The following is a 23983-nucleotide window of genomic DNA, read 5'->3' as shown; positions in this document are numbered from 1 at the left end:
ACGCCCCCTACATCCGGAAGACGCCGAAACCGTCGGCGCCCTTCACCGGTCCGTTGTGGATCGCCGACAGGCACAGCCCGAGGACGGTACGGGTGTCCCGAGGGTCGATCACCCCATCGTCGTAGAGCCGCCCGGACAGGAACAGCGCGCCGGACTGCGACTCGATCTGCTGCTCGACCATCATCCGCATGGCGGCGTCGGTGTCCTCGTCGTACTCGCGGCCCCGGGCGGCGGCGGCCTGCCGGGCCACGATGGACAGCACCCCGGCGAGCTGCGCCGGGCCCATCACCGCTGACTTCGCGTTCGGCCAGGTGAACAGGAACCGCGGCTCGTACGCCCGGCCGCACATGCCGTAGTTGCCGGCGCCGTAGGAGGCGCCCAGGTTGACCGTCAGGTGCGGCACCTTCGAGTTCGACACCGCGTTGATCATCAGGGCGCCGTGCTTGATGATGCCGCGCTGCTCGTACTCGGTGCCGACCATGTAGCCGGTGGTGTTCTGCAGGAACACCAGCGGTGTGTCCGCCGCGTTGGCGAGCTGGATGAACTGCGCGGCCTTCTGCGCCTCCTCGCTGAACAGCACGCCCCGGGCGTTCGCCAGCACGCCGACCGGGTAGCCGTGCAGCTCACCCCAGCCGGTCACCAGCGCGGTGCCGTAGCCGGGCTTGAACTCGTCGAACGCGCTGTCGTCGAGTACCCGGGCCAGCACCTCGCGCGGGTCGAACGGCACCTTCAGGTCGGCGCTGGCGATGCCGAGCAGCTCCTCCGGGTCGTACCGGGGTGGCAGCGGATGGGGGTTGCGCGGCGGCGGGCCCTGCTTGCGCCAGTTGAGCCGGCGGACGCACTGCCGGGCCAGCCGGATCCCGTCGCGTTCGTCCTCGGCGAGGAAGTCGGCCAGGCCGGACGTGGTGGCGTGCATCGCCGCGCCGCCCAGCGACTCGTCGTCGGTGACCTCGCCGGTGGCCATCTTCACCAGCGGCGGCCCGGCGAGGTAGACCTGCGAGCGGTCCCGGATCATGATGGTGAAGTCCGACATGCCGGGCACGTACGCGCCACCGGCGGTGGCGTTGCCGAAGACCACGCTCACCGTCGGGATCCGCTGCGCCGACAGCCGGGTCAGGTCCCGGAACACCCGGCCGCCCGGAATGAAGATCTCCGCCTGGGTGGGCAGGTCCGCCCCGGCCGACTCGACCAGGTTCACCATCGGCAGCCGGTTCGCCGCCGCGATCTCACCCGCCCGCCGGGTCTTCGCCAGCGACCACGGGTTGATCGCGCCCCCGCGTACCGTCGGGTCGTTCGCCACGATCAGGCACTCGACGCCCTCGACCACGCCGATGCCGGTCACGGTGCTGGCGCCGACCGGGAAGTCGGTGCCGAACGCGGCCACCGACGACAGCTCCAGGAACGGGCTGTCCGGGTCGAGCAGCAGCTCGATCCGCTCCCGCGGGAGCAGCTTGCCGCGACCGTGATGGCGGGTCACGTACTTCTCGCCGCCACCGCCCCGGGCCTGGTCGAGCGCCGCCTCCAGTTCGGCGAGGCGTTCCAGCAGCGCCTCCCGGTTGGCGGTGAAGGCGGGCGCGGACGGGTCGATCGTGCTCTGCAGAACTGTCGTGCTCACAGGCCCATGCCCTTCGCGATGATCTCGTTCATGATCTCGGTGGCGCCGCCGCCGATGCCGAGCAGCCGGGCGTCGCGGTAGTGCCGCTCCACCTCGGCGTCACGCATGTAGCCGAAACCGCCGTGCAGTTGCAGCGCGGCGTCGACGACGAAGTCGCACGCGGACACCGCCACGTTCTTCGCGATCGCCACCTCGGTCACCACCGGCTGCCCGGCGGCGACCCGCTCGGCGACCTCGTGCACGTACGCCCGGGCCGCCTCGGTACGGGAGTGCATCTCGGCCAGCCGGTGCCGCACCACCTGCCGCGAAACGAGCGGCCGGCCGAACGTCTGACGGTCCCGGCACCACCGCACCGTCAGGTCCACGCAGCGCTGCGCGGTCGCGTACGCCTGCGTGGCGAGCGACAGCCGCTCGGCGGCGAACTGCTGCATGATGGCGAGGAAGCCGGTGTCCTCCGGGCCGACCCGGTTGCGCACCGGCACCCGGACGTCGACGAAGGACAGTTCGGCCGTGTCCGAGCAGTGCCAGCCCAGCTTCTCCAGCCGCCGGCCCACCGTGAACCCCGGCGTGCCCTTGTCGATCACGAGCAGGCTGAGCGAGCCCGAACCGGGAAAGTCGGTGCAGACCGCAGTGGTGACGAAGTCGGCCCGGACGCCGCTGGTGATGTACGTCTTGGCGCCGTTCACGACGTAGTGGTCGCCGTCGCGTACGGCGCAGGTGCGGATGCCCGCCACGTCCGAGCCGCCGTCCGGCTCGGTGATCGCCAACGCGCCGATCATCGTCCCGGCGAGCGCCGGCCGGACGTACTTCTCGATCAGCGCCTCGTCCTGAGCCTGAACCATGTGCGGCAGCGCGATGCCGTGCGTGAACAGCGCGGCGATCAGCCCCGACGACCCGCCCGAGCGGATGATCTCCTCGGTGACCACCATCGAGTCGAGCAGGTCGCCGCCGCTGCCGCCGACCGACTCCGGGAAGCCGATGCCGAGCAGGCCGACCTTCGCGGCGGTCTCGTGCAGCGACCGGGGCAGCTCGCCGGCCCGCTCCCAGTCGGACAGGTGCGGCAGCACCTCCCGGACCACGAACGAGCGGGTCAGCTCGCGTAGCTGCCGGCGTTCCGGCGTGTCCACGATGGTCATGCCGCAACCTCCGTCGGAAGGTCGACCACCCGGGAGCGCAGCAGCTCGCCGAGCGCCTTGGCCTGGGGATCGAACCGGGTGGACGCGGCCACGCCCTGCCCGAGCAGCCCGCGGATCACGAAGTTGACGGCGCGCAGGTTCGGCAGCTCGTACCGCTCGACGGTGAGCGACGCCGTCTCCGGCAGCAGCTCGGCCAGCCGTTCCACGGTCAGCCAGTCGCGCAGCCACGGCCAGGTCGCGTCGGTACGCGCCCAGACGCCCAGGTTGGCGTCGCCGCCCTTGTCGCCCGACCGCGCGCCGACCAGCTCACCGAGCGGCCCCCGCCGGGTGGCAGGCAAGGAAGGGCCCCCTGTTAACGCCTCGTGTTGTACAAGGGTCCCTTCCAAACCGCTCGTCACCGTCGGCGGCGGGATCGGCACACGCTCGCCGGAGGGCAGGACCGCCACGTGCTGGACCGCGTCCTGCGCGATCGCGTCGGCGGTGAACACCCCGTACGGCGTCGCGTCACCGGGCAGCGTGGTGAGCGTGCAACCCGGATAGGAGGCCAGCGCCAGCTCCACCGCCGCCGCCGAGAACGCCCGCCCGGCCCGCGACTTGTCTCCGTCGCGCAGGTGTACGTGCAGCAGCGCGCTCGCCGCCTCGGTGTCGCCGGTGTCCGGGTGGTCGGTACGGGCCAGCGTGAACTCCAGCCCCTCCGTGCCGACCGACTCCTCGATCTGGGCGCGGACCAGTGCCGCCTTGGCCGGGATGTCCAGCCCGCACAGCACGAACGTCATCGAGTTGCGGAAGCCGCCCAGGTTGTTGACGCCCACCTTCAGCGTGTCCGGCGGCGGCGTGCCGCGCACCCCGGACACCCGGACCCGGTCCGGGCCCTCCTGCTCCAGCCGTACCGTGTCGAGCCGGGTCACCACGTCCGGCCCGAGGTAGTCCGGGCCGCCCACCTCGTACAGCAGCTGGGCGGTGACCGTCTCGACCGTCACCGCGCCGCCGGTGCCCGCGTGCTTGGTGAGCACCGACGAGCCGTCCGCGTGCAGCTCGGCGATCGGGAATCCGGGCCGGTGCCCGCCGTCCGGCAGTTCGGTGAAGAAGCTGAAGTTGCCGCCGGTGACCTGCGCGCCGCACTCGATCAGGTGCCCGGCCACCGTGGCCCCGGCCAGCGCGTCGAGGTCGTCGCGGGTCCACCCGAAGCGGGCGATCGCCGGGCCGACCGCCAGCGAGGCGTCGGTGACCCGACCGGTGACCACCACGTCCGCGCCCGCGTCCAGGCAGGCCGCGATCCCGAACGCGCCCAGGTACGCGTTGGCGGTCAGCGCGTCCGGCCGCTGGATCGCGTCGCCCTCGACGTACCCGACCCGCACCTGGAGGCCGAGCCGGTCGCCGAGCGACCGGATCGCGTCGGCCAGCCCCGCCGGGTTGAGGCCGCCCGCGTTTGTGACCAGCGTGACGCCGCGGTCCAGCGCGGTGCCGAGCACGCCCTCCGCCTGGCGCAGGAACGTCTTGGCGTAGCCCAGCGACGGGTCGCGCATCCGGTCCCGGCCGAGGATGAGCATGGTCAGCTCGGCCAGGTAGTCACCGGTCAGCACGTCCAGCTCGCCGCCGTCGAGCATCTCCCGCCAGGCGGCGAAACGGTCGCCGTAGAAGCCCGACGCGTTCCCGATCCGCAGCACGCTCATGAGGGAACTCCGCTCGCCGGTTCCCGCTTGTCACCGGGCGGGCCGGCGAACGCCTGGGCCACGTCCAGCCACTCGTCGGCCACCGGTCCGGTGGCGGTCAGGGCCAGGTCGACGCGGTGTCGGCGCTGCGTGACGAGCAGGCAGAAGTCGAGCGCCGGGCCGGTCACCCGGTCGGCCGCGTCGGCCGGCCCGAACTCCCACACGTCACCGCCCGCGGGCGCGGTCAGCTCCACCCGCACCGGCGCCGTGGGCACCGCACGGCCGTGGGCGGCGAAGCCGTGCCCGAGGGTACGGAAGCCGAGGTGCGCGATGTGGCGCAGGCGCTGCGTCGGGGTACGGCTGACGCCCAGCGCGTCTGCCACGTCCTCGCCGTGCGCCCACGTCTCCATCAGCCGGGCCGTCACCATCGAGGTGGGCGACATGCTGGTGCCGTACCAGGGGATCTTCTGCCCGGCCGGGACGGCGGTGAGCGCGCCGGCGAGCGCCGACCGGCCGGAACGCCAGCGGGCCAGCAGCGCAGGCGGGGGCGCGAGGAAGGACTCGGCGCCGTCCTCGACCAGGCGCGACGGGTCCGGCGCGGCCATCACCGAGGCGAAGAACGCGGACTCGTCGGTGGCCGCCAGGTAGGCGACGTGGTCGGTCCAGGCCAGGTGTGCGATCTGGTGTGCGACGGTCCAGCCCGGGGCCGGTGTCGGCCGCTCCCATCCGTCCGGCGGCAGGTCCGCGACGAGCGCGTCGAGTTGTTCGGACTCGGCGGCCAGATCCGCGAGCAGGGCTGTCAGGTCGACCATTGTGCCTCCGGGCGGGGGTGGGTCAGGGGATCAGTGCCGCTCGCTCTCGGGGGTGAGCAGCGCGGCGAGCTGGCGTTTCCAGGTGTGCAGCAGGGCGGCGCGGCGGGGCGAGTCATCGCTGAGCAGGTTGGCCACGCCGAGGCCGCGGAGCAGGTCGAGCGTGGCCTGCACCGACTCGCGTACGCCCGGCTTGCGCTCGTCCACGCCGAGCAGCTCGACGGTGAGCCGGTGCATCTCGCGGCCGATCCGCGCCTCCAGCGGCACCAGCGCGGCGCGCAGCTCGGCGTCGGTACGCGCGGCCACCCACAGCTCCAGCGCGGCCGCGAACAGCGGGCCGGTGAAGGAGGCGGCGAGCAGGTCGACCACGCCGTCGAGCCGCTGCGGGCCGACCGGCAGGGCCGCCGCCTCGGCGCGCAGCTCGGCCGCCCGGCGCTCGGTCAGGTGCGCGACGGCGGCGGTGACCAGCGCGGCCTTGGTGGGGTAGTGGTGCAGTTGGGCGCCCCGGGAGACCCCGGCGCGGGCCGCCACCACTGTCGTGGTGGTGCCGGACCAGCCGTGCTCCACCAGGCAGTCGACTGTCGCCTCCAGCAGCCGGGCCTGGGTGGCGCGGCTGCGCTCCTGCTGCGGAACTCGGCTCGGTGCGGTGGACACGCCATCAGCCTGCCGCCGCCAAAACAAACAGTCAAGCCTGACTTTTTTGAAAGGAGGGGGCCCTTGTTAACGCCTGCGGTAGCGGAAGGGCCCCTTGTTAACGCCTCACCGGCCGTCGCGCGGAGCGAAGACGGTGAGCGCGTCGGCGTCGGAGTGGCGGGAGCGGACGTACTCGTCGGCCCAGGCCGCCGCGTCCGGAAAGGCGGACTCGGTGGCGATCCGGGCGCAGGCGGCGTCCACGTCCAAGCGCGTCCGGCGCAGTTGCACGCCCGGACCGAGCAGCGCCCACCAGGCGCCCGCGCCCCCGTACGGCATGCCGACGCTGCCCGGGTTCACCACCAGGCGACGGTCGACCAGCCGGGTGAACGGCATGTGCGTGTGCCCGCAGACCACGGTGCCGACCTCGGGCGGCAGGCCGGCGAAGACCTCGGCCCAGCGGTCCAGCCGCGAGTCGACGAGCACGACCTCCTCGTCGTCGCGCGGGGTGGCGTGGCAGAACAGCACGTCGCCCAGACCGGTGACCGGCAGCGTGACGGACGGCGGCAGCGCGGCCAGCCGGGCCACCTGGTCGTCGCGGAGCTGCCCCGCGGCCCAGTTCGAGACCTCGATCGGGGAAGCCGCCCCGGCGCGCGCCTGCACCAGCTCCCGGTCGGCGTTCCCGCCGACCCAGCAGGCCCGGTCGCCGAGCGCGGCCAGCCGGTCCAGCACCTCGACCGGTTGCGGGCCGGCCGCCAGGTCGCCGGTGAGGACGATCAGGTCGGCGGCGGCCACGTCCGGCTCGGCCAGCACCGCTTCCAGCGCGGGCAGCACACCGTGGATGTCGGACAGGACGGCGACGTGATCGGGCATCGTCCCAGCGTGGCGGCACCGGCCCGGAGGACCAAGCGATTCTGCGACGGGCAGAGACGGCTTGCTCAGAGGCGACCGGCCCGGCCTGCGCAGAACGGCATCGGCCCGGCTCCGCGCGGTGGCGGGCCGGGCCGGGAAGCCGGTACGGAGGTCAGACCCGCGCGCGGCGGGCCAGGCGCTCCGGGTCGAGGATGATGATGCTCTTGCCGTCCAGTCGCAGCCAGCCGCGCGAGGCGAAGTCGGCGAGCGCCTTGTTGACGGTCTCGCGGGAGGCGCCGACGAGCTGGGCGATCTCCTCCTGGGTGAGGTCGTGCGTCACGCGCAGCACGCCGCCGTCGCGGGTGCCGAAGCGGCCGGCCATCTGGAGCAGGTTCTTGGCGACCCGGCCCGGCACGTCCGTGAAGATCAGGTCGGCGAGCGAGTCGTTGGTCCGGCGCAGCCGGCGGGCCAGCACCCGCAGCAGCTGCTCGGCGATCTCGGGCCGGTTGTTCAGCCACGGCCGCAGGGCCTGCTTACGCAGGCGTACGAGCCGGGTGTCGGTGACCGCGGTGGCGGTCGCCGTACGCGGACCGGGGTCGAAGAGCGACAGCTCACCGACCATGTCCGACGGGCCCATCACGGCGATCAGGTTCTGCCGGCCGTCCGCCGCGCGGCGACCCACCTTGATCTTGCCGGACAGGAGGATGTAGAGACTGTCGCCGGGTTCGCCCTCGTTGAAGACGATTTCGCCCTTGCGGACCTCGATCGTCTCCATCTCCTTGGCGAGCGCCTCGGCAGCCTCCGGGTCGACACCCTGGAAGATCCCGCTGCGGGCCAGTACCTCGTCCATCGCGCACCTCCGCCTGCGCGTGCCGTCCGTCGGCCGGGTCCGCCGTCCGCTGATCCCTCGCGCGCCGCCAGTCTAGGCGCACATGAGTAGGAATCAGAGGTGCACCCCTGGAATCTTGATCGTTGGGCGTAACCCGCCCGACCCGGTGAGCAGCTAAGATCCCGCTTCCGGTCCGGGCCGGCGCCACCCGTTCCCTCCTGTGATCGTAGGGTGACCGGCGTGCTGTGTGAGCCGTTCCTGACCACCAGGTCCGAAGCCGGGTGGGACATCCCCCTGCTGGTCTGGCGGGCCGAGACGCCGCTGCTGGCGGTCGGCTCCGCTCCGCTGGGCGGCGGGATCGGCGTCCGCGGGTGGGTGCTGAACGCGACGGTGCCGATGTCGTACGACCGGGACGACCCCGCCGCGCACCTGGCCGAACTGGCGCACGGCCTCGGCCTGGGCGGACCCGGCGTCGGGCTGCTGACCGGCGTGGACGTGACCGAGGTGGTCAGCCACGCCGACGGCGGCGTCCGGGTCTGGGCGACCGTCGGCCTGGGCACGCCGGTCTGGGCCGCCGCGCCCGAGCCGGCGCGGCCCGCCGTGCCCGAGCCCGCGCAGCGCGTCGGGACCGTCAACATCGTCGCGTACGTGCCGCAGCGGCTCGGCGACGCGGCACTCGTCAACGCGGTGGCCACCGCCACCGAGGCGAAGGCGCAGGCGATCTGGGAACTCGGACTGCCCGCCACCGGCACCCCCACCGACGCGGTGACTGTGCTCTGCCCGGCCGACGGCGATCCGGCCCCGTACGGCGGGCCCCGGTCGGCCTGGGGCGCGCCACTGGCCCGGGCCGTGCACGCCGCCGTCCGCTCGGGCGGCGCCGGGACCGTGGTGCCCTGGTCCGACCGGCGGGCGGGTTGACGTGCGGCCCTCACATGCGACACGCCGGGTTTTCCGACCGATCGGCCCTCGTCGCGGCGTTCCGGGGACGGTAGCGTCGGCGACGATGTACGCTCCCGCCCGTTCTGTGCCCCGTGCCCGCCGCGCCGCCGTCGCCGCGCCGCGCCCAGCCCTCCCCGGACCTCGTCGAGGCGCGGTCCGGACCCGTCTGGCCGCGCTCGCCGCGCTCGCCGCCGTCCTGTTCGCCGCCGGCTGCGCCGGTGACGCCGGCGGATCGGGCGGCGACGCGAGGTGGCAGGCCGGTCAGGGCGGCGGGTCGACCGGCGCGGCCGGACCCGCCACCGGTGACCAGCCCGCGGCGCCGAACGCCCCCGACGAGCCGTCGATCTCGCTCACCGCGACCGGCGACGTGATCATGGGCAACGCCCCGGACCGGCTGCCGCCCAACGGTGGCAAGGGCTTCTTCGACGACGTGAAGTCGGCGCTCAAGGGTGACCTGGTGATGGGCAACCTGGAGGAGCCGCTCACCGACGACACCGGCGCCGGCAAGTGCGGCCCGCAGCCGAAGAACTGCTACCAGTTCCGGGCGCCGCCCGGCTACGCCGCGCACCTGCGCTCGGCCGGGTTCCAGCTGCTCAACCAGGCCAACAACCACGGCTACGACTACGGCCGGCAGGGCTACGAGAACACCCAGTCGGCGCTGGAGGCGCACGGGCTCAAGCACACCGGCGCGCCCGGTGAGATCACCGTGGTGGACGTCAAGGGCGTCAAGGTCGCCGTGGTGGGCTTCTCGTCGTACCCCTGGTCCAACAGCCTGGTCGACCTGAACGCCGCCAAGCAGGTGATCGAGATGGCCAAGGAGGCGGCCCAGATCGTCGTGGTGCAGGTGCACATGGGCGCCGAGGGGTCGGACAAGACCCGGGTGAAGCCGGGCACCGAGATGTTCTTCGGCGAGAACCGTGGCGACCCGATCCGCTTCTCCCGCACCGTCATCGACGCCGGGGCCGACCTGGTCATCGGCCACGGTCCGCACGTACTTCGCGGGATGGAGTTCTACAAGGGGCGGCTGATCGCGTACAGCCTGGGCAACTTCGCCGGCGGCGGGAAGTCGCTGAACAGCTCCGGGCGACTCGGCTGGGGCGGCGTGCTCAAGGTGTCGCTCACCGCCGAGGGGAAGTTCGTCGGCGGCACGTTCACCTCCACCGTGATGAACGGAGTGGGACGCCCGTCGGTCGACCGGCAGAACCGTGGCCTCGGGCTGGTCCGCGAGCTGAACGGGGCCGACTTCCCGGACACCGGCGCGAAGCTCGACGCGACCGGGAGGATCACCGCGCCCGCGGGTGGCTGAGCGCACGACCACCGCGCCGAGCCGCCGGAGCGTCGGCCCCGCGACGTAGGCTGGCCGACGTGACCACGCGCTCCCCCGAGACCGACCTCGGCCGTACGCGCCGCGCCCGGCGCATCGGCCGCGTGCTGACCGAGACGCACCCCGACGCGCACTGTGAACTCGACCACTCCAACGCGCTGGAGCTGGCAGTCGCGACGATCCTGTCCGCCCAGTGCACCGACAAGAAGGTCAACGAGGTCACGCCGAAGCTGTTCGCCCGCTACCGCACCGCCGCCGACTACGCCGGGGCGGACCGCGCCGAGCTGGAGGAGCTGATCCGGCCCACCGGGTTCTACCGCAACAAGACCAGCTCCCTGATCAACCTCGGGCGCGCGCTCTGCGAGCGGTACGACGGCGAGGTGCCCGGCCGGCTGGACGACCTGGTGACCCTGCCCGGGATCGGCCGCAAGACCGCCAACGTCATCCTCGGCAACGCCTTCGGCGTCCCCGGCATCACCGTCGACACGCACTTCCAGCGGCTGGTGCAGCGGTGGGCGCTCACCACCGAGACCGACCCGGTGAAGATCGAGCACGCGATCGGCGCGCTCTACCCGAAGCGCGACTGGACGATGCTGTCGCACCGGGTGATCTTCCACGGCCGCCGGGTCTGCCACGCCCGCAAGCCCGCCTGCGGCGCGTGCACGCTGGCGAAGCTGTGTCCCGCGTACGGCACCGGGCCGACCGAGCCGGCCGCCGCGGCCAAGCTGCTCAAGGGCCCCCGGGCCCGTGACCTGGCGGTGGCCGTCGGCCTCGACCCCGACCTGGTGCCGCAGCAGGCCGCCGCGGCGGACGTGCCGTGATGCGCCGTCTCGCGTACCTGCTCGTCCCGCTGCTGCTCGCGGTGGCGGGCTGCACCGCCACGGCCGACGAGCCGGAACGTCCGGCGCCGGCGACCCGGGCCGAGCGCCCCTCGCCGTTCGCCGACTGTGCTCCGCTGACCGTCGTGCCCGCCGCTGCGGCTCCGACGCCCGCCGGTAAGGCCGGGGACCAGCTCCCCGACCTGACGCTCAACTGCTTCACCGGCGGCGCGCCGGTGAACCTGCGCGACGTCAAGGGCCCGGCGGTGATCAACGTGTGGGCGTCCTGGTGCCCGCCGTGCCGCAAGGAGCTGCCCGCGTTCCAGCGGCTCAGCGAGCGGGCCGACGGCCGGTTCCAGGTCATCGGCGTGAACAGCCGGGACAGCCGCGGCGGCGCACAGTCCATCGGCGAGGACTACGGCGTCGGCTTCCCGATGCTGCTCGACCAGGGCGACGCGTTCCAGCGCGCGCTGGAACGCAACGCGTTCCCGCTCACGGTGCTCGTCGACGCCGACGGGCGGATCCGGCACACCGACGCCACCGGCGCGCTCGACGACGCCCGCCTCGCCGCGCTGCTCCAGCGCCACCTCGGGGTGAAGGTATGACCCGACGGCCGCCGGGGTGGTTCGACCCGCTGCTGGGCCGGCTCGGCACCGCGCGCGCGGAAGACTTCACCCGCATCGTCACGCCGGAGCGCGGCGGCCGGGAGAGCGCCGTGCTGGTGCTGCTCGGTGAGGAGCCCGGCGCCGGGCCGGACGTGCTGGTCCTCCAGCGCGCCGCGACGCTGCGCAACCACGCCGGTCAGCCGGCGTTTCCCGGCGGCGCCGCCGACCCGGAGGACGCCGACGCCCGCGCCACCGCGCTGCGCGAGGCGAACGAGGAGGTCGGGCTCGACCCCGGCAGCGTCACCGTGCTGGCCGAGCTTCCCCGGCTCTGGATCCCGGTCAGCGACTTCGTGGTCACGCCGGTGCTCGCCTGGTGGCACGACCCGCACCCGGTGCACCCGCGCGAGCCGGCCGAGGTCGCGCACGTGGCCCGGCTGCCGGTCACCGAGCTGGTCGACCCGGAGAACCGGATGCGGGTCCGTCATCCGAGCGGCTGGACCGGCCCGGCGTTCTCGGTGCGCGGCATGCTGGTCTGGGGCTTCACCGCCGGCGTGATCGACCGGTTGCTGGAGATGGGCGGCTGGTCCCGGCCCTGGCCGCGCTCACGGATGGTGGAGCTGCCGCCGGTCGACGCCACACCCGCGCCGTCGGCGGGCACCGAACCGGCCGACGAGACACCCGTGCGTTGATCACCGGTACGCATCCTCGGGTCACGTTCCGCGAGCGCTGAGCCGAGCACGGGCCCGGTGCCCGTACCCTTGGGGCGTGTCCGCCGTGGATCTCGTCCTTCTCCTGCTCATGCTCGTGTTCGCGATCAGCGGATACCGTCAGGGTTTCGTCATCGGGGCCCTGTCGTTCTCCGGCTTCTTCCTGGGCGCGCTGCTCGGCCTCCAGGTCGGGCCGCTGATCGCCCAGCAGTTCACGGCGAGCGGCACCCGCGTGCTGGTCTCCCTGGTGGCGATCTTCGGGCTCGCGGTGCTCGGGCAGGCGCTGGCCGGCTGGCTCGGCTCCAACCTGCGGGCGGCCATCACCGGGCCGGCCGGGCGGAAGGTCGACGACGTCGGCGGCGCGTTCATCTCGGTCATCGCGGTCATGCTGGTGGCCTGGCTGGTCGCCGTGCCGCTCGGCTCCTCCTCGGTGCCGTGGCTGGCCTCCTCGGTCCGTAACAGCGCGCTGCTCACAGTCGTCGACCAAGTGCTGCCGGACAAGGCGCAGGACCTGTCCACCGCGCTGCGCGACACCGTCGACACCAACGGCTTCCCGGACGTGTTCGGCGATCTCGCGCCGACCCGGGCTCGGCAGGTCGCCCCGCCCGACCCGGCGCTGGCCAACTCGCAGGTGGTGCAGAACAGCAGGCGGTCGGTGGTGAAGGTGCTGGGCTCCGCGCCGAGTTGCTCGCGCCGCATCGAGGGCTCCGGCTTCGTGTACGCCGACGACCGGGTGATGACGAACGCGCACGTGGTCGCCGGCACCCGCTCGGTTGCGGTGGAGCTGCGCGGCGAGCGGTACGACGGCGAGGTCGTCGTCTACGACCCGGACCGGGACCTCGCCGTGCTCTACGTTCCCGGGCTGCCCGGCCCGTCGCTGCGCTTCGCCGCCGGTCAGGCCGCCACCGGCGCCGACGCGATCGTGCTCGGCTTCCCGCTCGACGGCCCGTACGACGCCCGCCCGGCCCGGATCCGGGACGTCGACCGGATCACCGGTCCGGACATCTACTCGGCCGGGGACGTCACCCGGGAGATCTACACGATCCGGGCGCTGGTCCGCAGCGGCAACTCCGGTGGCCCGCTGGTCTCCTCGAACGGGCTGGTGCTCGGCGTGATCTTCGCGGCGGCGGCGGACGACCCGAACACCGGTTTCGCGGTGACAGCGGCCGAGGCGCGGCCGGTGGCGCTGGCGGGCGCGGAGCGTACCCGGGGAGTGGCCACCGGCGAGTGCACCTGAGCCGGCCGGCGGCGCTCAGCCGCCCGCCGGCGCTCCCGCCGGTGTCGCCTCGTCGCCGGAGCGGGACAGCGGCAGCCGGGCGCGACCCCAGGTGAGCGTGCGGTCGAGCACCGCCCGCGCCATGATCGCCACGCAGGCGCCGCCGTTGAGGAACGAGGCGACCACGTCGCTGGGGTGGTGCATGCCCCGGTACATCCGGGTGAGCGCCACGCCGACCGGCACCAGCACCAGCAGCGTCCACCAGCCCACCTTCACGGGGGTGCTGCGCGCCCGCAGCGCCAGCAGCACCGCGAGACCCACGTAGAGCGCGGTGGCCGCCGACGTGTGCCCGGACGGGAAGCTCGAAGTCGGCGGGGAGGCGTCCATGTGCTCGACGGCCGGACGGTTCCGGTCGATCACCATCGTGGTGAACAGGAAGATCAGTGCCTGCGCGGTCACCGCCGCGCAGAGGAACAGCGGCTCCCGCCAGCGGTGCAGCACCAGCCGCAGCACCAGCGCCGCCAGCACCGTGACCACGACGATCATCTGGGTGCTGGCGAGCGTGCTGAACACCAGCGAGACGTCGTTCCAGCCCGGCGTGCGATCGCCGGCCAGCTCCCGGTTGACCGTGTCCTCCACGGTGAACGGCCAGGTACGCGCCAGCACCCGGGTCACCAGCAGGCCCAGACCCACCATCAGCGCGAAGAGCAGGGCCAGCGGCAGCAGGACACGCCGGGTGGCTCGGATCACGACATCGGACATGGGCTCGCCTGTACCCCGTGGCGGCTCCGGCTACGCCCGGCCGTCCTCCGGCCGCTGATCTGCCAGCTCCGGCTCGACGCCCTCGCGGAGCGGACGGGCGGACGGTCGCCCGGATCCGCTGCGCCAGGTGGCGAACGCGGCCGAGGTCGCGGCCACCACCGCAGCCCCGAGCACCCAGCCACCCACCACGTCGCTGGTCCAGTGCACGCCCAGCGCGATCCGGCTGAGCCCGGTCACCACAGTCACCAGCAGCGCGGCGGCCCACAGCATGATCCGGCCGGCGCGGCTGTCCCGGGCGAACGGCAGGAACACCAGCAACAGCACCCCGGCCGCCAGCGCCGCGTTGAGCGCGTGACCGGACGGGAACGAGTAACCGGCCGCCCGGGCCACCGGTTCGAGCAGGTCCGGCCGGTCCCGCCCGACCAGGAGCTTGAGCAGCGCGCCGAGCAGCCCACCGGCGATCATGGTGACGACCACCCAGGCCGCGAGCCGGGACGCGCCGCGCCGGAACAGCCACACCGCCACCGCTGCCGCGGCCACCCGCAGCGGGCCGGGCCCGAAGACATGCGTCCAGACCGTCATCACCGCGACCCAGGCGGGATGGTCCTGCGCGTACCCGTGGAACGCGTCGGTGATCGAGGCGTCCAGCCGGAGCAGCGGCGACCAGGCGCCGAGCACCAGCAGCGCGAGCAGGGAGAACGGGATCAGCACCAGGAACGCGGCGGCGGTGGCCAGGGAGAGCCGCAGACCCAGTGAGTGGTCCCGGTCGAGGCGGCGGCTCCGCCACGACCGGCGGCGCGTGACAGTCGCCCCGGTGGTGTCCATGGGGGCTTCCCTACCCAGGAACGGGCGCGGTCAGACCACCGCGTCGGTCAGCGACGGATCTGCCGGAACCGGCGCACCATCAGCGCGCTGCCGGTGATCAACGCCACGAACAGCGCCAGGCCGCTCCAGAGCCGCTCCGGGGCGCCCACGACGGTCTGCCCCGCCGGCAGCGCCGACCAGCCCTCCGGCCTACCACCCAGCGGGTCGCCGCCGCGGCCCGCCGCCGCGGCCCGGGTGTCGCGTCCGTCCTCCGGAGCCGGCCCGAAGCCCACCACGCCGGGAGAGTCGTTGTCGTCCAGCGGGTTGTGACCCACCGACGGCACGTCGGCGGTGAGCGCCGCCACCGGGTCCACCAGGCCGTAGCCGAACCGGTCGTCGCGTCCGGTCGGGCCGAGGTCCCGGGCGGTGCTGATCAGCCGGTTGACCACGTCCCCGGCGGACATCTTCGGGTACCGCGAGCGGACCAGCGCGGCGGTCGCGGCCACCAGCGGCGCGGCGAAGCTCGTCCCCTGCACCCGCCAGTAGCCCCCCTCCGGCCGCGCGCCGTAGAGCGCGGTGGCGGGTGCGCTGAGGACCGTCTCGTGGCCGGTGATCGAGCCGGACCAGAGGTTCTCGCCGGAGCGTTCCAGCCCGGCGACGGCCAGCACGCCGGGCTCCCGGGCCGGGTACCAGACCTTGGTGGTCGTCGAGGTGGCCAGGTTGCCGGTGCAGGCGACCACCACCACGTCCCGGGCGAAGGCGTAGTCGAGCGCCGCGGCCAGGGCCGCGCTGTCGCTGCTGCCGCCCAGCGACAGGTTGACCACTCCGGCGCCGTTGTCCACCGCCCAGCGCACCGCCTTGGCGATGATGAGCGCGTCGTCGTAGCGGTTCTCGGCGTCGAGCACCCGGACCGGGAGGATCTTGGCGTCCGGCGCCAGCCCCACCACGCCCCGGTCGTCGTCGGCCCGCCCGGCGATCAGCCCGGCCACGGTGGTGCCGTGCCCCACCGGATCAGGCCCGTCCGAGCCGTCCGGAGTCACCAGGTCGAGGCCGGGCAGGACCTGGCCGGCCAGGTCGGGATGCGATCCGTCCACACCGGAATCGATCACCGCGACCACCACGCCGCGCCCGGTCGAGGTGCGCCAGGCGGTCTTCGCCCGCAGCTTCTCCAACTGCCACTGCTCGTCGCGGACGTGGTCGCCGCGGAGCACCCGGTCGGGAGCCGTCAACTGCCGCTGAGAGGCGGCGACCGGGACGGACGGCGCGGCCTGTGCCGGCGGCGTCAGCGGACCGGCGACGACGACCAGCGCCGACGCGACGGCCAGCAACGCGCGCCGGGCGACGCGCTGGGGCGGCCCACCGGGCAGGCCCTGCCGATCCCTGGTCACATTCCCCAGCCGTTCCGTCGCGTCAGACACATGCCGCTCGGAGATTACCGGTTGTCCCGGCCGTCACGGGCCAACTCGGCACTTCGGATCACCCGGGCGGAAGATGCGCCAACTGCACCAGGCGCACCCCCTCACGACGGGTGACCAGACGGGCCCGGCCCGGCGGCAGCGGCCCGGCCTTCACCTGACCGACGAGCGCGCCCTCCTCCGGGCCGCCCGACATCACCAGCCCGGCCGTGGACAACTCCCGCAGTCGCTGCACGATCGGCTCGTACGCGGTCCGTCCCGCCCCGCCGGTCCGCCGCGCCAGCACCAGATGCAGCCCGACGTCCCGGGCGTGCGGCAGGTGCTCCTCCAGCGCGCGCAGCGGGTTCGTCGGGCCGCCGGCCACCAGGTCGTAGTCGTCCACCAGCACGAACAGCTCCGGCCCCTGCCACCAGGACCGGCTGCGCAGTTGAGCCGGGGTCACCTCCGGTCCGGGCTGCCGCCCCGCGAGGTAGCCGGCGGCCGACTCGATCAGCTCGGCGGTGTGCGGCGCCGCCGTGCCGTACCCGATCAGGTGTGGAGTGTCGATCACGCCCATCAGGCTGCGCCGGTAGTCCACGAGCATCACCCGGGCCTGCTCCGGGGTGAACCGGTTGACGATCGACGTGGCGAGCGCGCGCAGGAACGACGACTTGCCGCACTCGGCGTCGCCGAAGACCATGAAGTTCGGCTCGGTGGCGAAGTCCAGCACCACCGGGGCGAGGTCCGCCTCCGCCACGCCGATCGGGAACGCCAGCCCGGTTGTCGCGCTCTGGTCCAGCTCGGCGTAGGGCAGCACCGGCGGCAGCAGCCGCACCCGGGGCGCGGGCGGACCGGTCCACGCCCCGGCGACCGCCTTCACCAGGTCGGCGGTCTCGCCGCCGAGCGCGTCGACCCGGGGCACGGCGGTGAGGAAGTGCAACCCGCCGGCGGTGATGCCCCGCCCCGGCCGCTCCTCCGGCACCGTCGCCGCCAGCGCCCGCTTGACCACCACCGAGTCGGCCGGGTCGCCCAGGCGCAGCTCCAGCCGGGAGCCGAACAGGTCGCGGATCGCCGGGCGGAAGTCCGACCAGCGCAGCGCGGTCGCCACCACGTGCACCCCGTACGCCAGGCCGCGGGTGGCCAGTTCGGTGACCAGCGGTTCCAGGTCCTCGTACTCGCCGCGCAGGGTGTTCCAGCCGTCCACCACCAGGAACACGTCGCCGAAGGCGTCGGTCGCGCCCGCCGCCCGGCGCTGTCGCCACGCGGCCATCGACTCCACGCCCGCCTCGGCGAAGCGCCGCTCCCGCTCCGCGAGCAGGCCGGCGACCTCGCCGACGGTACGGCGCACCGCGGTGCCGTCGGAGCGCCCGGTGACACCGCCCACGTGTGGCAGGTCGCGCAACGTGCCCAGCGTGCCGCTGCCGAAGTCGAGGCAGTAAACCTGCACCTCGGCCGGGGTGTGGGTGAGCGCCAGCGCGCAGACCAGGGTGCGCAGCAGGCTGGACCGGCCGCTGCGGGTGGTGCCGACCACCGCGACGTGCCCGGCCGCGCCGTCCAGCGCCAGCCAGAGCAGGTCACGCCGCTGCTCGAACGGCTTGTCCACCACCGCCACCGGCACCTGCAGCGCCCCGTGCAGCTCCGGGTTGGCGACGGTGAGCCCGCGTACCGGGTCGGCGCCGACCGGGCCGAGCAGCTCGTCCAGGGCGGGCGAGGCGTCCAGCGGCGGCAGCCACACCTGGTGCGCCGGCGGGCCCTGCCCGGACAGCCGGTCCACCAGCAGGTCCAGCAGCGTCTCGCCGCTGTCGTCCTCGGCGGGGAGAGCGGCGGGCGTGGCCGGCTCGGGCACCGGCACCAGATGGGTGGAGAAGGCGAGCACCCGCGACTCACCGGCGTCGGGCGCGCCCGCCGGCCCGCCGCGCCGGTGGACCGCGCCGGAGACGTACGCGGCCTTGAACCGCACCAGCGGGTCGGTGCCGGAACGCAGGTAGCCGTGCCCCGGGCTGCGCGGCAGTTCGTGCGCGTCCGGCACGCCCAGCACCGTCCGCGACTCCAGCGCCGAGAACGTCCGCAACCCGATCCGGTACGACAGGTGCGTGTCCAGCCCGCGCAACCGCCCCTCCTCCAGCCGCTGGCTGGCCAGCAGCAGGTGCACCCCGAGCGACCGGCCCAGGCGGCCGATCTGCACGAACAGGTCGATGAAGTCGGGCTTGGCGGACAGCAGCTCGGAGAACTCGTCGCAGATCAGCAGCAGTGACGGCAGCGGCGCCAGCGGCGAGCCGGCCGCCCGGGCGCGCTCGTAGTCGCGCACGCTCGCGAAGTTGCCCGCCCGGCGCAGCAGTTCCTGCCGGCGCATCAGCTCACCGTTTATCGCGTCCACCATCCGGTCCACCAGTGGCAGCGCGTCAGCCAGGTTGGTGATCACGGCGGCGGTGTGCGGCAGCCGCTCGAACGGCGCGAACGTGGCGCCGCCCTTGAAGTCGACGAGGACGAAGTTGAGCTGCTCCGAGCTGTGCGTGGCGGCCAGCCCGAGCACGAGCGTGCGCAGCAGCTCCGACTTGCCGGAGCCGGTCGCGCCGATCAGCAGGCCGTGCGGGCCCATGCCGTCCTGCGCCGACTCCTTCAGGTCGAGGTCGATCGCGCCGCCGTCCGCGCCAACCCCGATCGGCACCCGCAGCCGGTCCCGCGCGGCCCGGGGCGCCCAGCCCTGCTCTGCGGTGAAGCCGTCCGGGTCACCGAGCCCGAGCAGCTCGGGCAGGCCGGGTTCGGCGCCGGGCGGCGCGTCCGGCCCGCGTACCGTGCCGGCGAGCCGCAGCGGCGCGAGCCGCCGGGCCACCGCCTCGGCGTCGGCGGTCGCCAGCGCGTCGGCGGCGCCCACCTCGGCGTGCCCCTCGGCGGAGTGCGAGTGCAGCCGGCCGTCGACCAGGTCGAGCAGGAGCGCGTACCGGTCGAGCAGCCGGGGCGGCGGGGTGTCCAGGTCGAGCACGGTGACCGCGTCGATGCCGCCGTCGCCGGCCAGGTCGGTGGCCCCGGTCAGGTCGCCGCCGTCGAGCACCACCACGACGTGCGGCCCGTCCGTGGCCACGCCGTGCGGACTGAACCGCGACCGGGCGCCGAGCACGTCGTGCAGCAGCCGTTCCAGGTCGGCGGCGGAACTGGTGACCAGCCGCACCGGGCCGAGCGCGTCGGTACGGCTCGGGTGGTGGGCGTGCGGCAGCCACTTGACCCACTCCCAGGCGGCCCGGCGTTCCGGCCCGGAGCAGACCGCGATCAGCAGCTCGTCGGGCGCGTGGAAGACGGCGAGCTGGGTGAGCACCGCCCGGGCCAGCGCCTGCGCGGCGGGCGATCCGGCGCCGCGTACCGGGCCGGCCGGCCCGCGCACGAAGACCCGGGCGAAACTGCGCAGCGACAGCGCCACTGGCAGGTCCGGCACCACCGAGTACGCGTCCAGGAAGCGCCGCAGCGCCCCGGCCGTCATCGGCTCCAGCTCCTCCAGCGGGCGGGTGACCGGCGGGACCAGCGGGGTGGCCAGCGTCTGCGGCCCGACACCGACCCGGACCACGGCGAAGTCCCCGTCGCCGGGCCGCCGTTCCCAGACCCGGTGGCTGTCGACGGTGGACCAGAGTCGCCCCGGATCGGGATGGCGGTAGGACAGGCCGGCCCGCTGCGCGCCGGCGGTCTCCCGCACCCGGCGGCGCAGCGTGGCCAGGTGCCGCAGGTACTCCCGGCGGGCGGCCATCAGCTCGGACTTCTTCGGCCCGGCGCTGCCCCAGGTGGTCACGAGCATCGCCAGCGAGGAGAGGCCGAACATGCCGCCCACCACGTACGAGTAGGCACCGCCGCCCCGGCCGAACATCATCGCCATGGCCACCGTCCCGCCGAGCATCGGCAGCACCATCAGCGCCTGCTGCCAGCGCCCGCCGGTCGCCACCGGGATCTCCGGCGGGGCCTCGACCGGCAGCTCGCCGACCGGGATCTCCGGCGCCGGGCGGCGTGGCGGCCGCTTGATGACGACAGTGGACACTCACCCTCCCCGGAAGTGGCTCTGGGTAACCCGAGCCTGGCTCATCGTAGGTAAAGTCCTCTCGTCCGTCAGCCCACTGTTCCCGCTCGATATGGAGGTGCCTCGATGACAAGCGGGCTCGCCCGGGTCACCATCAGCGCGCCCCGGCGGCGGGTCGACGTGGCCCTACCGGAGCAGGTCCCCCTGGCCGAGCTGCTGCCCGAGGTGCTCCGGCACGCAGGTGTCGGGCTGGCCGACGACGGCGAACGGCACGGTGGGTGGGTGCTGCGCCGCACCGACGGCGGGGTGCTCGCCACCGCGCAGGCGCTCCTGCCGCAGGGCGTCCGCGACGGCGAGGTGCTGCACCTGGTGCCGGCCCGTGCCGAGTGGCCCGAGCTGGAGTACGACGACGTGGTCGAGGCGATAGTCGACGGGGCCCGGCGCCGGGGCGCCGCCTGGTCGGTCCGCGCCACAAGGGCCGCCGCGCTCGGCGGCGCCGCCGTACCCCTGGCCGTCGGGCTGGTCGCCGTGGTCGCGGCCGGTCCCGGTGAGCGCGGCTGGCCGGTGGCCGCCGCGATCGCCCTGATCCTGGTGCTCACCGCCACCGCGGCCTCCCGGGCGTACGGCGACGGCGCCGTCGGTGCCACGCTCGGCGGGTACGCGCTGCCCTGGGCGGCGACGGCCGGTGCGCTCGCCGTCGCCTCCGGCGATCCGGTCGGCCCGATTCCCGGCCTGCGCTGGGTGGGCGCTCCGGAACTGCTCGTCGGCTCGGTGGCGCTGCTGCTGGTGGCGGTGCTCGGGCTGCTCGGCGTGGCCAGCCGGTCCCGGGTCTTCGTGGCCGGGGTGACGGCGGGCGTGACCGGCGTGGCGTCCGCGTTCGGCGGGCTGCTGCTCGACCCGGCCGGCGCCGCGGCCGTCCTGCTCGCCGTGCTGGTGTTCGCGCTCGGCGGGCTGCCGTTGCTGGCCATCCGGGTCGGCAAGCTGCCGCTGCCGCCGCTCACCCTGCCCAGCCCGGCCGGCACCCGGGACCTGCCGGACCGGGGCCGGGTGCACGCGGCGGTGGCCCGCGCCGAGGAGGTGCTGACCGGGATGCTGCTCGGCCACGCGCTGCTCGCGGTCGGCGCGGTCGCGGTGCTCGTCGCCACCGGCCGGACCGCCGGGCTGCTGCTCGCCGCCGTCGCCTGCGGGGTGCTGCTGCTGCGCTCCCGGCTGTTCGTGGCGGTCCGCCACCGGGTGCCCGCCGTCGTCGCCGGGCTGGCCGGGTACGCCCTGCTTGGCGCGGTGCTGGCCGAACACGCCGGTCCGGCCGGCCGGTTCGCGCTGGCCGTGGGCGGGCTGGCGCTGGCCCTGGTCGCGGTCACCGCGGGCGCCACGTACGCCCGGCGACCTGTCTCCCCGTACCTCGGCCGGCTGGCCGACCTGACCGACACCGCGCTGGTGGTCGCGGTCGTGCCGGTGGCCTGCGCGGTGCTGGGCCTCTACGACCGGGCCCGCGACCTGCTCGCCTGAACACGCGGAGGCCCGGGTCGCGAAGCGCGACCCGGGCCTCCGGCGAAAGCGTGAGCGTCAGTGCAGCGTCTCGCCGCGCTCCTCGGCCTCCTTGGCCCGCCGGTACGAGGCGGCGATCTCCGCCTCGGCCTCGACCCGGCCGACCCAGGTCGCGCCCTCGACCGACTTGCCCGGCTCCAGGTCCTTGTAGACCTCGAAGAAGTGCTGGATCTCCAGCCGGTCGAACTCGCCCAGGTGGTGGATGTCGCGCAGGTGCTCCTGGCGCGGGTCCTCGTAGGGCACGCAGAGGACCTTGTCGTCGCCGCCCTTCTCGTCCGTCATCCGGAACATGCCGATGGTGCGGCAGCGGATCAGGCAGCCGGGGAAGGTCGGCTCGGGCACCAGCACCAGCGCGTCCAGCGGGTCGCCGTCCTCGCCGAGGGTGCCCTCGATGAAGCCGTAGTCGGCCGGGTACTGCGTGGAGGTGAAGAGGGTACGGTCCAGCCGGATGCGGCCGGTCGCGTGGTCTACCTCGTACTTGTTGCGGTGACCCTTGGGGATCTCAACCGTGACGTCGAAATCCATCTTCCACGCTCCCTCGTTTGCCCACGCTGGCTAACGGAACCAGCGGTTCGCCCCCGGCGCGGGGGAACGCCCCCCGTCGGCCTCGGCCGCCGCATAGTGTTCGGACCGAAGTAGTGTCGCCCAAGGCGATTTCGAGCGGGGAGGAGGGGGCCGTGGGGAGGGAAGATTCACACTACCGCCCCGAGAGGGTTGACGGGTCCGCTTCCGGGGGTTCCGGTTCCGGTGGCGCCACCGGCCGGGTGTCCGTACCGGGTGCGAACGTCCCCCACCGTCCGGCTCCGGGGCCGATCCCGGTGAGCCCGCCGGTCCCGCCGGCCGGCGCCGCGCCGCCCCCGCCCTCCCCGCCTCCGGCCGCGCCGCGTCGCCGCTCCCGGCTGGTCGCGGCGCTCGCGTGCGTACTCGTGCTGGCCCTGGCGGTCGCCGGGCTGGCCGTGTTCCGGCCCGGTCCGGTCGCGGGCTGGCTGGGCGACGACAGTTCTTCGGGTACGGCGGTCGCCGCGCCGCCCGAGCCCACCCCGCCGGCCGTGCTGGCCGGGCCGGACGGCAACGCCCCGCTGCCCACCGAGGCCGGAATCCGCGCCGCCCTGGACCCGCTGGTGCGCGCCGCCGCGCTCGGCGACCGGGTGCACCTGTCGGTGGCCGACGTGAGCACCGGCCAGGCGCTCTACGGCAGCGGCCAGGACACCCCGACGGTGCCCGCCTCGGTGACCAAGCTGGCGACCGGCGTGGCGGTGCTCGCGGCGCGCGGCCCGGCCTACCGGATCCCGACGAGGGCGGTGGCCGGCCCGAACCCGGGCGAGGTGGTCCTGGTCGGCGGCGGTGACCCCACGCTCGCCGTGGACAAGGACGGCTTCTACCCGGGCGCGGCCCGGCTGGACGACCTCGCCGCCCAGGTGCGCAACGCGCTCGGCGGCACCGCGCCGACCAAGGTGATCGTCGACTCGTCGCTGTTCACCGGCCCGGTCTTCGAACCCGGCTGGGACTCCGACATCCCCACCGGCGGGTTCGGCGCGGCGATCACCGCGCTGATGACCGACGGCGCCCGGAAGAACCCGGCGGAGGCGCGCCGCACCGCCGAGCAGACCAACCACGCCGCCGAACGGGTGCCCCAGCCGGACCTGACCGCCGGCCGGCAGTTCGCCAAGCTGCTCGGGCTCACCGGCGGCGCGGCCCAGGTGACCCGGGGCACCGCGCCGACCGCGTCCGGCGCCACCGGTACGGCGCCCGGCGCCGAACTGGGCACCGTCGAGTCCCTGCCGATGATCCGGCTGGTCGACATCATGATCAGCGACAGCGACAACGTGATCGCCGAGGCGATGGCCCGCCAGGTGGCGCTCGCCAAGGGCAAGCCCGGCTCGTTCGCCGGCGGCGCCGCGGCCACCGGCCAGGTGCTCGGCGAACTGGGCCTGCCGGCGGGCGAGATCAGCCTGGCCGACGGCAGCGGGCTGTCCCGCACCAACCGGATCAGCCCCTCGCTGCTCACCGACCTGATCACGCTCGCCGGCAACGGCAGCCACCCCGAACTCGCCGCCATCTTCGGCGGCCTGCCGGTCGGCGGCTGGTCCGGCACGCTCGACGAGCGCTACCGGGCGGCGGCGACGAGCGCCGGCGCGGGCGTGGTGCGTGCCAAGACCGGCACGCTCAGCGGGGTCAACGCCATCGCCGGCACGGTCACCACCGCCGACGGCCGGCTGCTCACGTTCGCCGTGCTCACCGACCGGACGCAGGGCTCGCTGGACGAGACCCGGGCGGCCCTGGACCGGATCACCTCCGCGCTGGCCGGGTGCGGCTGCCGCTGACCGTCGGGCGTCGATCGGC

The 23983-nt window shown here is 74.3% G+C and carries 20 protein-coding genes; 8 read left to right on the top strand and 12 right to left on the bottom strand.

The window, feature by feature from the left end; genetic code table 11:
- Positions 1-7: 7 nt before the first annotated feature.
- From KBX43_RS15310 to KBX43_RS15280, 7 genes are all read right to left on the bottom strand, one after another.
- Entirely contained in the window at positions 8-1615 is a 1608-nt protein-coding gene (locus KBX43_RS15310; RefSeq protein WP_069088221.1) for an acyl-CoA carboxylase subunit beta, read from the bottom strand.
- On the bottom strand, positions 1612-2751 hold the full coding sequence (locus tag KBX43_RS15305; RefSeq protein ID WP_043327867.1) for an acyl-CoA dehydrogenase family protein: 1140 nt from the start codon (positions 2749-2751) through the stop codon (positions 1612-1614). The genes KBX43_RS15310 and KBX43_RS15305 overlap by 4 nt, the downstream gene beginning before the upstream one ends.
- Entirely contained in the window at positions 2748-4424 is a 1677-nt protein-coding gene (locus KBX43_RS15300; RefSeq protein WP_210885035.1) for an acyclic terpene utilization AtuA family protein, read from the bottom strand. The genes KBX43_RS15305 and KBX43_RS15300 overlap by 4 nt, the downstream gene beginning before the upstream one ends.
- The gene (locus KBX43_RS15295; RefSeq protein WP_210873347.1) at positions 4421-5215 is read right to left on the bottom strand and encodes a TIGR03084 family metal-binding protein; all 795 of its coding nucleotides are present in this window, start codon (positions 5213-5215) and stop codon (positions 4421-4423) included. Before KBX43_RS15295 ends, KBX43_RS15300 begins: the two co-directional genes overlap by 4 nt.
- A 30-nt stretch (positions 5216-5245) precedes the next feature.
- Positions 5246-5866 (bottom strand): TetR/AcrR family transcriptional regulator, encoded by a 621-nt coding sequence (locus tag KBX43_RS15290; RefSeq protein ID WP_043327870.1) that lies wholly within the window; start codon positions 5864-5866, stop codon positions 5246-5248.
- A gap of 105 nt (positions 5867-5971) precedes the next feature.
- A complete protein-coding gene (locus KBX43_RS15285) occupies positions 5972-6715 on the bottom strand; it encodes a metallophosphoesterase (protein WP_166457504.1) in 744 nt (247 codons plus the stop codon).
- A gap of 151 nt (positions 6716-6866) precedes the next feature.
- Positions 6867-7544, bottom strand: a complete 678-nt coding sequence (locus tag KBX43_RS15280; protein ID WP_007466162.1) for a Crp/Fnr family transcriptional regulator — start codon at positions 7542-7544, stop codon at positions 6867-6869.
- A 219-nt stretch (positions 7545-7763) separates the two neighbouring features.
- Here KBX43_RS15280 and KBX43_RS15275 point away from each other — a divergent pair, with 219 nt between their 5' ends.
- The 6 genes from KBX43_RS15275 to KBX43_RS15250 all read left to right on the top strand — a co-directional run bounded on the left by KBX43_RS15275 (position 7764) and on the right by KBX43_RS15250 (position 13153).
- A complete protein-coding gene (locus tag KBX43_RS15275; RefSeq protein ID WP_113973638.1) occupies positions 7764-8441 on the top strand; it encodes an adenosylcobinamide amidohydrolase in 678 nt (225 codons plus the stop codon).
- 187 nt (positions 8442-8628) lie between these two features.
- Positions 8629-9768, top strand: a complete 1140-nt coding sequence (locus KBX43_RS15270; RefSeq protein WP_064446862.1) for a CapA family protein — start codon at positions 8629-8631, stop codon at positions 9766-9768.
- Between the two features lie 59 nt (positions 9769-9827).
- Positions 9828-10607 (top strand): endonuclease III, encoded by a 780-nt coding sequence (nth, locus tag KBX43_RS15265; protein WP_064446796.1) that lies wholly within the window; start codon positions 9828-9830, stop codon positions 10605-10607.
- On the top strand, positions 10607-11209 hold the full coding sequence (locus KBX43_RS15260; RefSeq protein ID WP_043327874.1) for a TlpA disulfide reductase family protein: 603 nt from the start codon (positions 10607-10609) through the stop codon (positions 11207-11209). Before nth ends, KBX43_RS15260 begins: the two co-directional genes overlap by 1 nt.
- Positions 11206-11898 carry a CoA pyrophosphatase gene (locus tag KBX43_RS15255; protein ID WP_166457505.1) on the top strand — a complete coding sequence of 231 codons (693 nt, stop codon included), beginning with the start codon at positions 11206-11208 and terminating at the stop codon, positions 11896-11898. The genes KBX43_RS15260 and KBX43_RS15255 overlap by 4 nt, the downstream gene beginning before the upstream one ends.
- A 76-nt stretch (positions 11899-11974) precedes the next feature.
- The gene (locus KBX43_RS15250; protein WP_043327876.1) at positions 11975-13153 is read left to right on the top strand and encodes a MarP family serine protease; all 1179 of its coding nucleotides are present in this window, start codon (positions 11975-11977) and stop codon (positions 13151-13153) included.
- Positions 13154-13168: 15 nt separating this feature from the next.
- Here the strand turns inward: KBX43_RS15250 and KBX43_RS15245 are convergent, their stop codons facing one another.
- The 4 genes from KBX43_RS15245 to eccCa form a co-directional block, all read right to left on the bottom strand.
- Positions 13169-13894: a phosphatase PAP2 family protein gene (locus KBX43_RS15245; protein WP_210885033.1), complete on the bottom strand. Its 726-nt coding sequence runs from the start codon at positions 13892-13894 to the stop codon at positions 13169-13171.
- A gap of 30 nt (positions 13895-13924) precedes the next feature.
- Entirely contained in the window at positions 13925-14719 is a 795-nt protein-coding gene (locus KBX43_RS15240) for a phosphatase PAP2 family protein (protein WP_104114012.1), read from the bottom strand.
- A 47-nt stretch (positions 14720-14766) separates the two neighbouring features.
- Positions 14767-16065: a type VII secretion-associated serine protease mycosin gene (gene mycP / locus KBX43_RS15235; RefSeq protein ID WP_247677443.1), complete on the bottom strand. Its 1299-nt coding sequence runs from the start codon at positions 16063-16065 to the stop codon at positions 14767-14769.
- Positions 16066-16174: 109 nt separating this feature from the next.
- The gene (gene eccCa, locus KBX43_RS15230; RefSeq protein WP_113973593.1) at positions 16175-20113 is read right to left on the bottom strand and encodes a type VII secretion protein EccCa; all 3939 of its coding nucleotides are present in this window, start codon (positions 20111-20113) and stop codon (positions 16175-16177) included.
- A gap of 105 nt (positions 20114-20218) precedes the next feature.
- Between eccCa and eccD the strand changes: the two genes are divergently transcribed.
- Positions 20219-21601, top strand: a complete 1383-nt coding sequence (eccD, locus tag KBX43_RS15225) for a type VII secretion integral membrane protein EccD (protein ID WP_166457508.1) — start codon at positions 20219-20221, stop codon at positions 21599-21601.
- 57 nt (positions 21602-21658) lie between these two features.
- Here the strand turns inward: eccD and KBX43_RS15220 are convergent, their stop codons facing one another.
- Positions 21659-22165 carry an inorganic diphosphatase gene (locus tag KBX43_RS15220; protein WP_013288994.1) on the bottom strand — a complete coding sequence of 169 codons (507 nt, stop codon included), beginning with the start codon at positions 22163-22165 and terminating at the stop codon, positions 21659-21661.
- A 293-nt stretch (positions 22166-22458) separates the two neighbouring features.
- Between KBX43_RS15220 and dacB the strand changes: the two genes are divergently transcribed.
- Positions 22459-23964, top strand: coding sequence for a D-alanyl-D-alanine carboxypeptidase/D-alanyl-D-alanine-endopeptidase (dacB, locus tag KBX43_RS15215; RefSeq protein WP_374226006.1), 1506 nt, complete (start codon positions 22459-22461; stop codon positions 23962-23964).
- Positions 23965-23983 lie beyond the last annotated feature (19 nt).

Source organism: Micromonospora sp. C41 (assembly GCF_018070485.1).
GTDB lineage: Bacteria > Actinomycetota > Actinomycetes > Mycobacteriales > Micromonosporaceae > Micromonospora > Micromonospora chalcea.
The sequence above is the reverse complement of the archived record's forward strand: the minus strand, read 5'-3'. Positions and strand labels throughout refer to the sequence as shown.

Bases quoted from the DNA above. Each gene is read 5' to 3' on its own strand.
- KBX43_RS15305 (WP_043327867.1), bottom strand. From the start codon at position 2,751: ATGACCATCGTGGACACGCCGGAACGCCGGCAGCTACGCGAGCTGACC.
- KBX43_RS15300 (WP_210885035.1), bottom strand. From the start codon at position 4,424: ATGAGCGTGCTGCGGATCGGGAACGCGTCGGGCTTCTACGGCGACCGT.
- KBX43_RS15295 (WP_210873347.1), bottom strand. From the start codon at position 5,215: ATGGTCGACCTGACAGCCCTGCTCGCGGATCTGGCCGCCGAGTCCGAA.
- KBX43_RS15285 (WP_166457504.1), bottom strand. From the start codon at position 6,715: ATGCCCGATCACGTCGCCGTCCTGTCCGACATCCACGGTGTGCTGCCC.
- KBX43_RS15280 (WP_007466162.1), bottom strand. From the start codon at position 7,544: ATGGACGAGGTACTGGCCCGCAGCGGGATCTTCCAGGGTGTCGACCCG.
- KBX43_RS15260 (WP_043327874.1), top strand. From the start codon at position 10,607: ATGCGCCGTCTCGCGTACCTGCTCGTCCCGCTGCTGCTCGCGGTGGCG.
- KBX43_RS15255 (WP_166457505.1), top strand. From the start codon at position 11,206: ATGACCCGACGGCCGCCGGGGTGGTTCGACCCGCTGCTGGGCCGGCTC.
- KBX43_RS15245 (WP_210885033.1), bottom strand. From the start codon at position 13,894: ATGTCCGATGTCGTGATCCGAGCCACCCGGCGTGTCCTGCTGCCGCTG.
- KBX43_RS15240 (WP_104114012.1), bottom strand. From the start codon at position 14,719: ATGGACACCACCGGGGCGACTGTCACGCGCCGCCGGTCGTGGCGGAGC.
- eccD (WP_166457508.1), top strand. From the start codon at position 20,219: ATGACAAGCGGGCTCGCCCGGGTCACCATCAGCGCGCCCCGGCGGCGG.
- KBX43_RS15220 (WP_013288994.1), bottom strand. From the start codon at position 22,165: ATGGATTTCGACGTCACGGTTGAGATCCCCAAGGGTCACCGCAACAAG.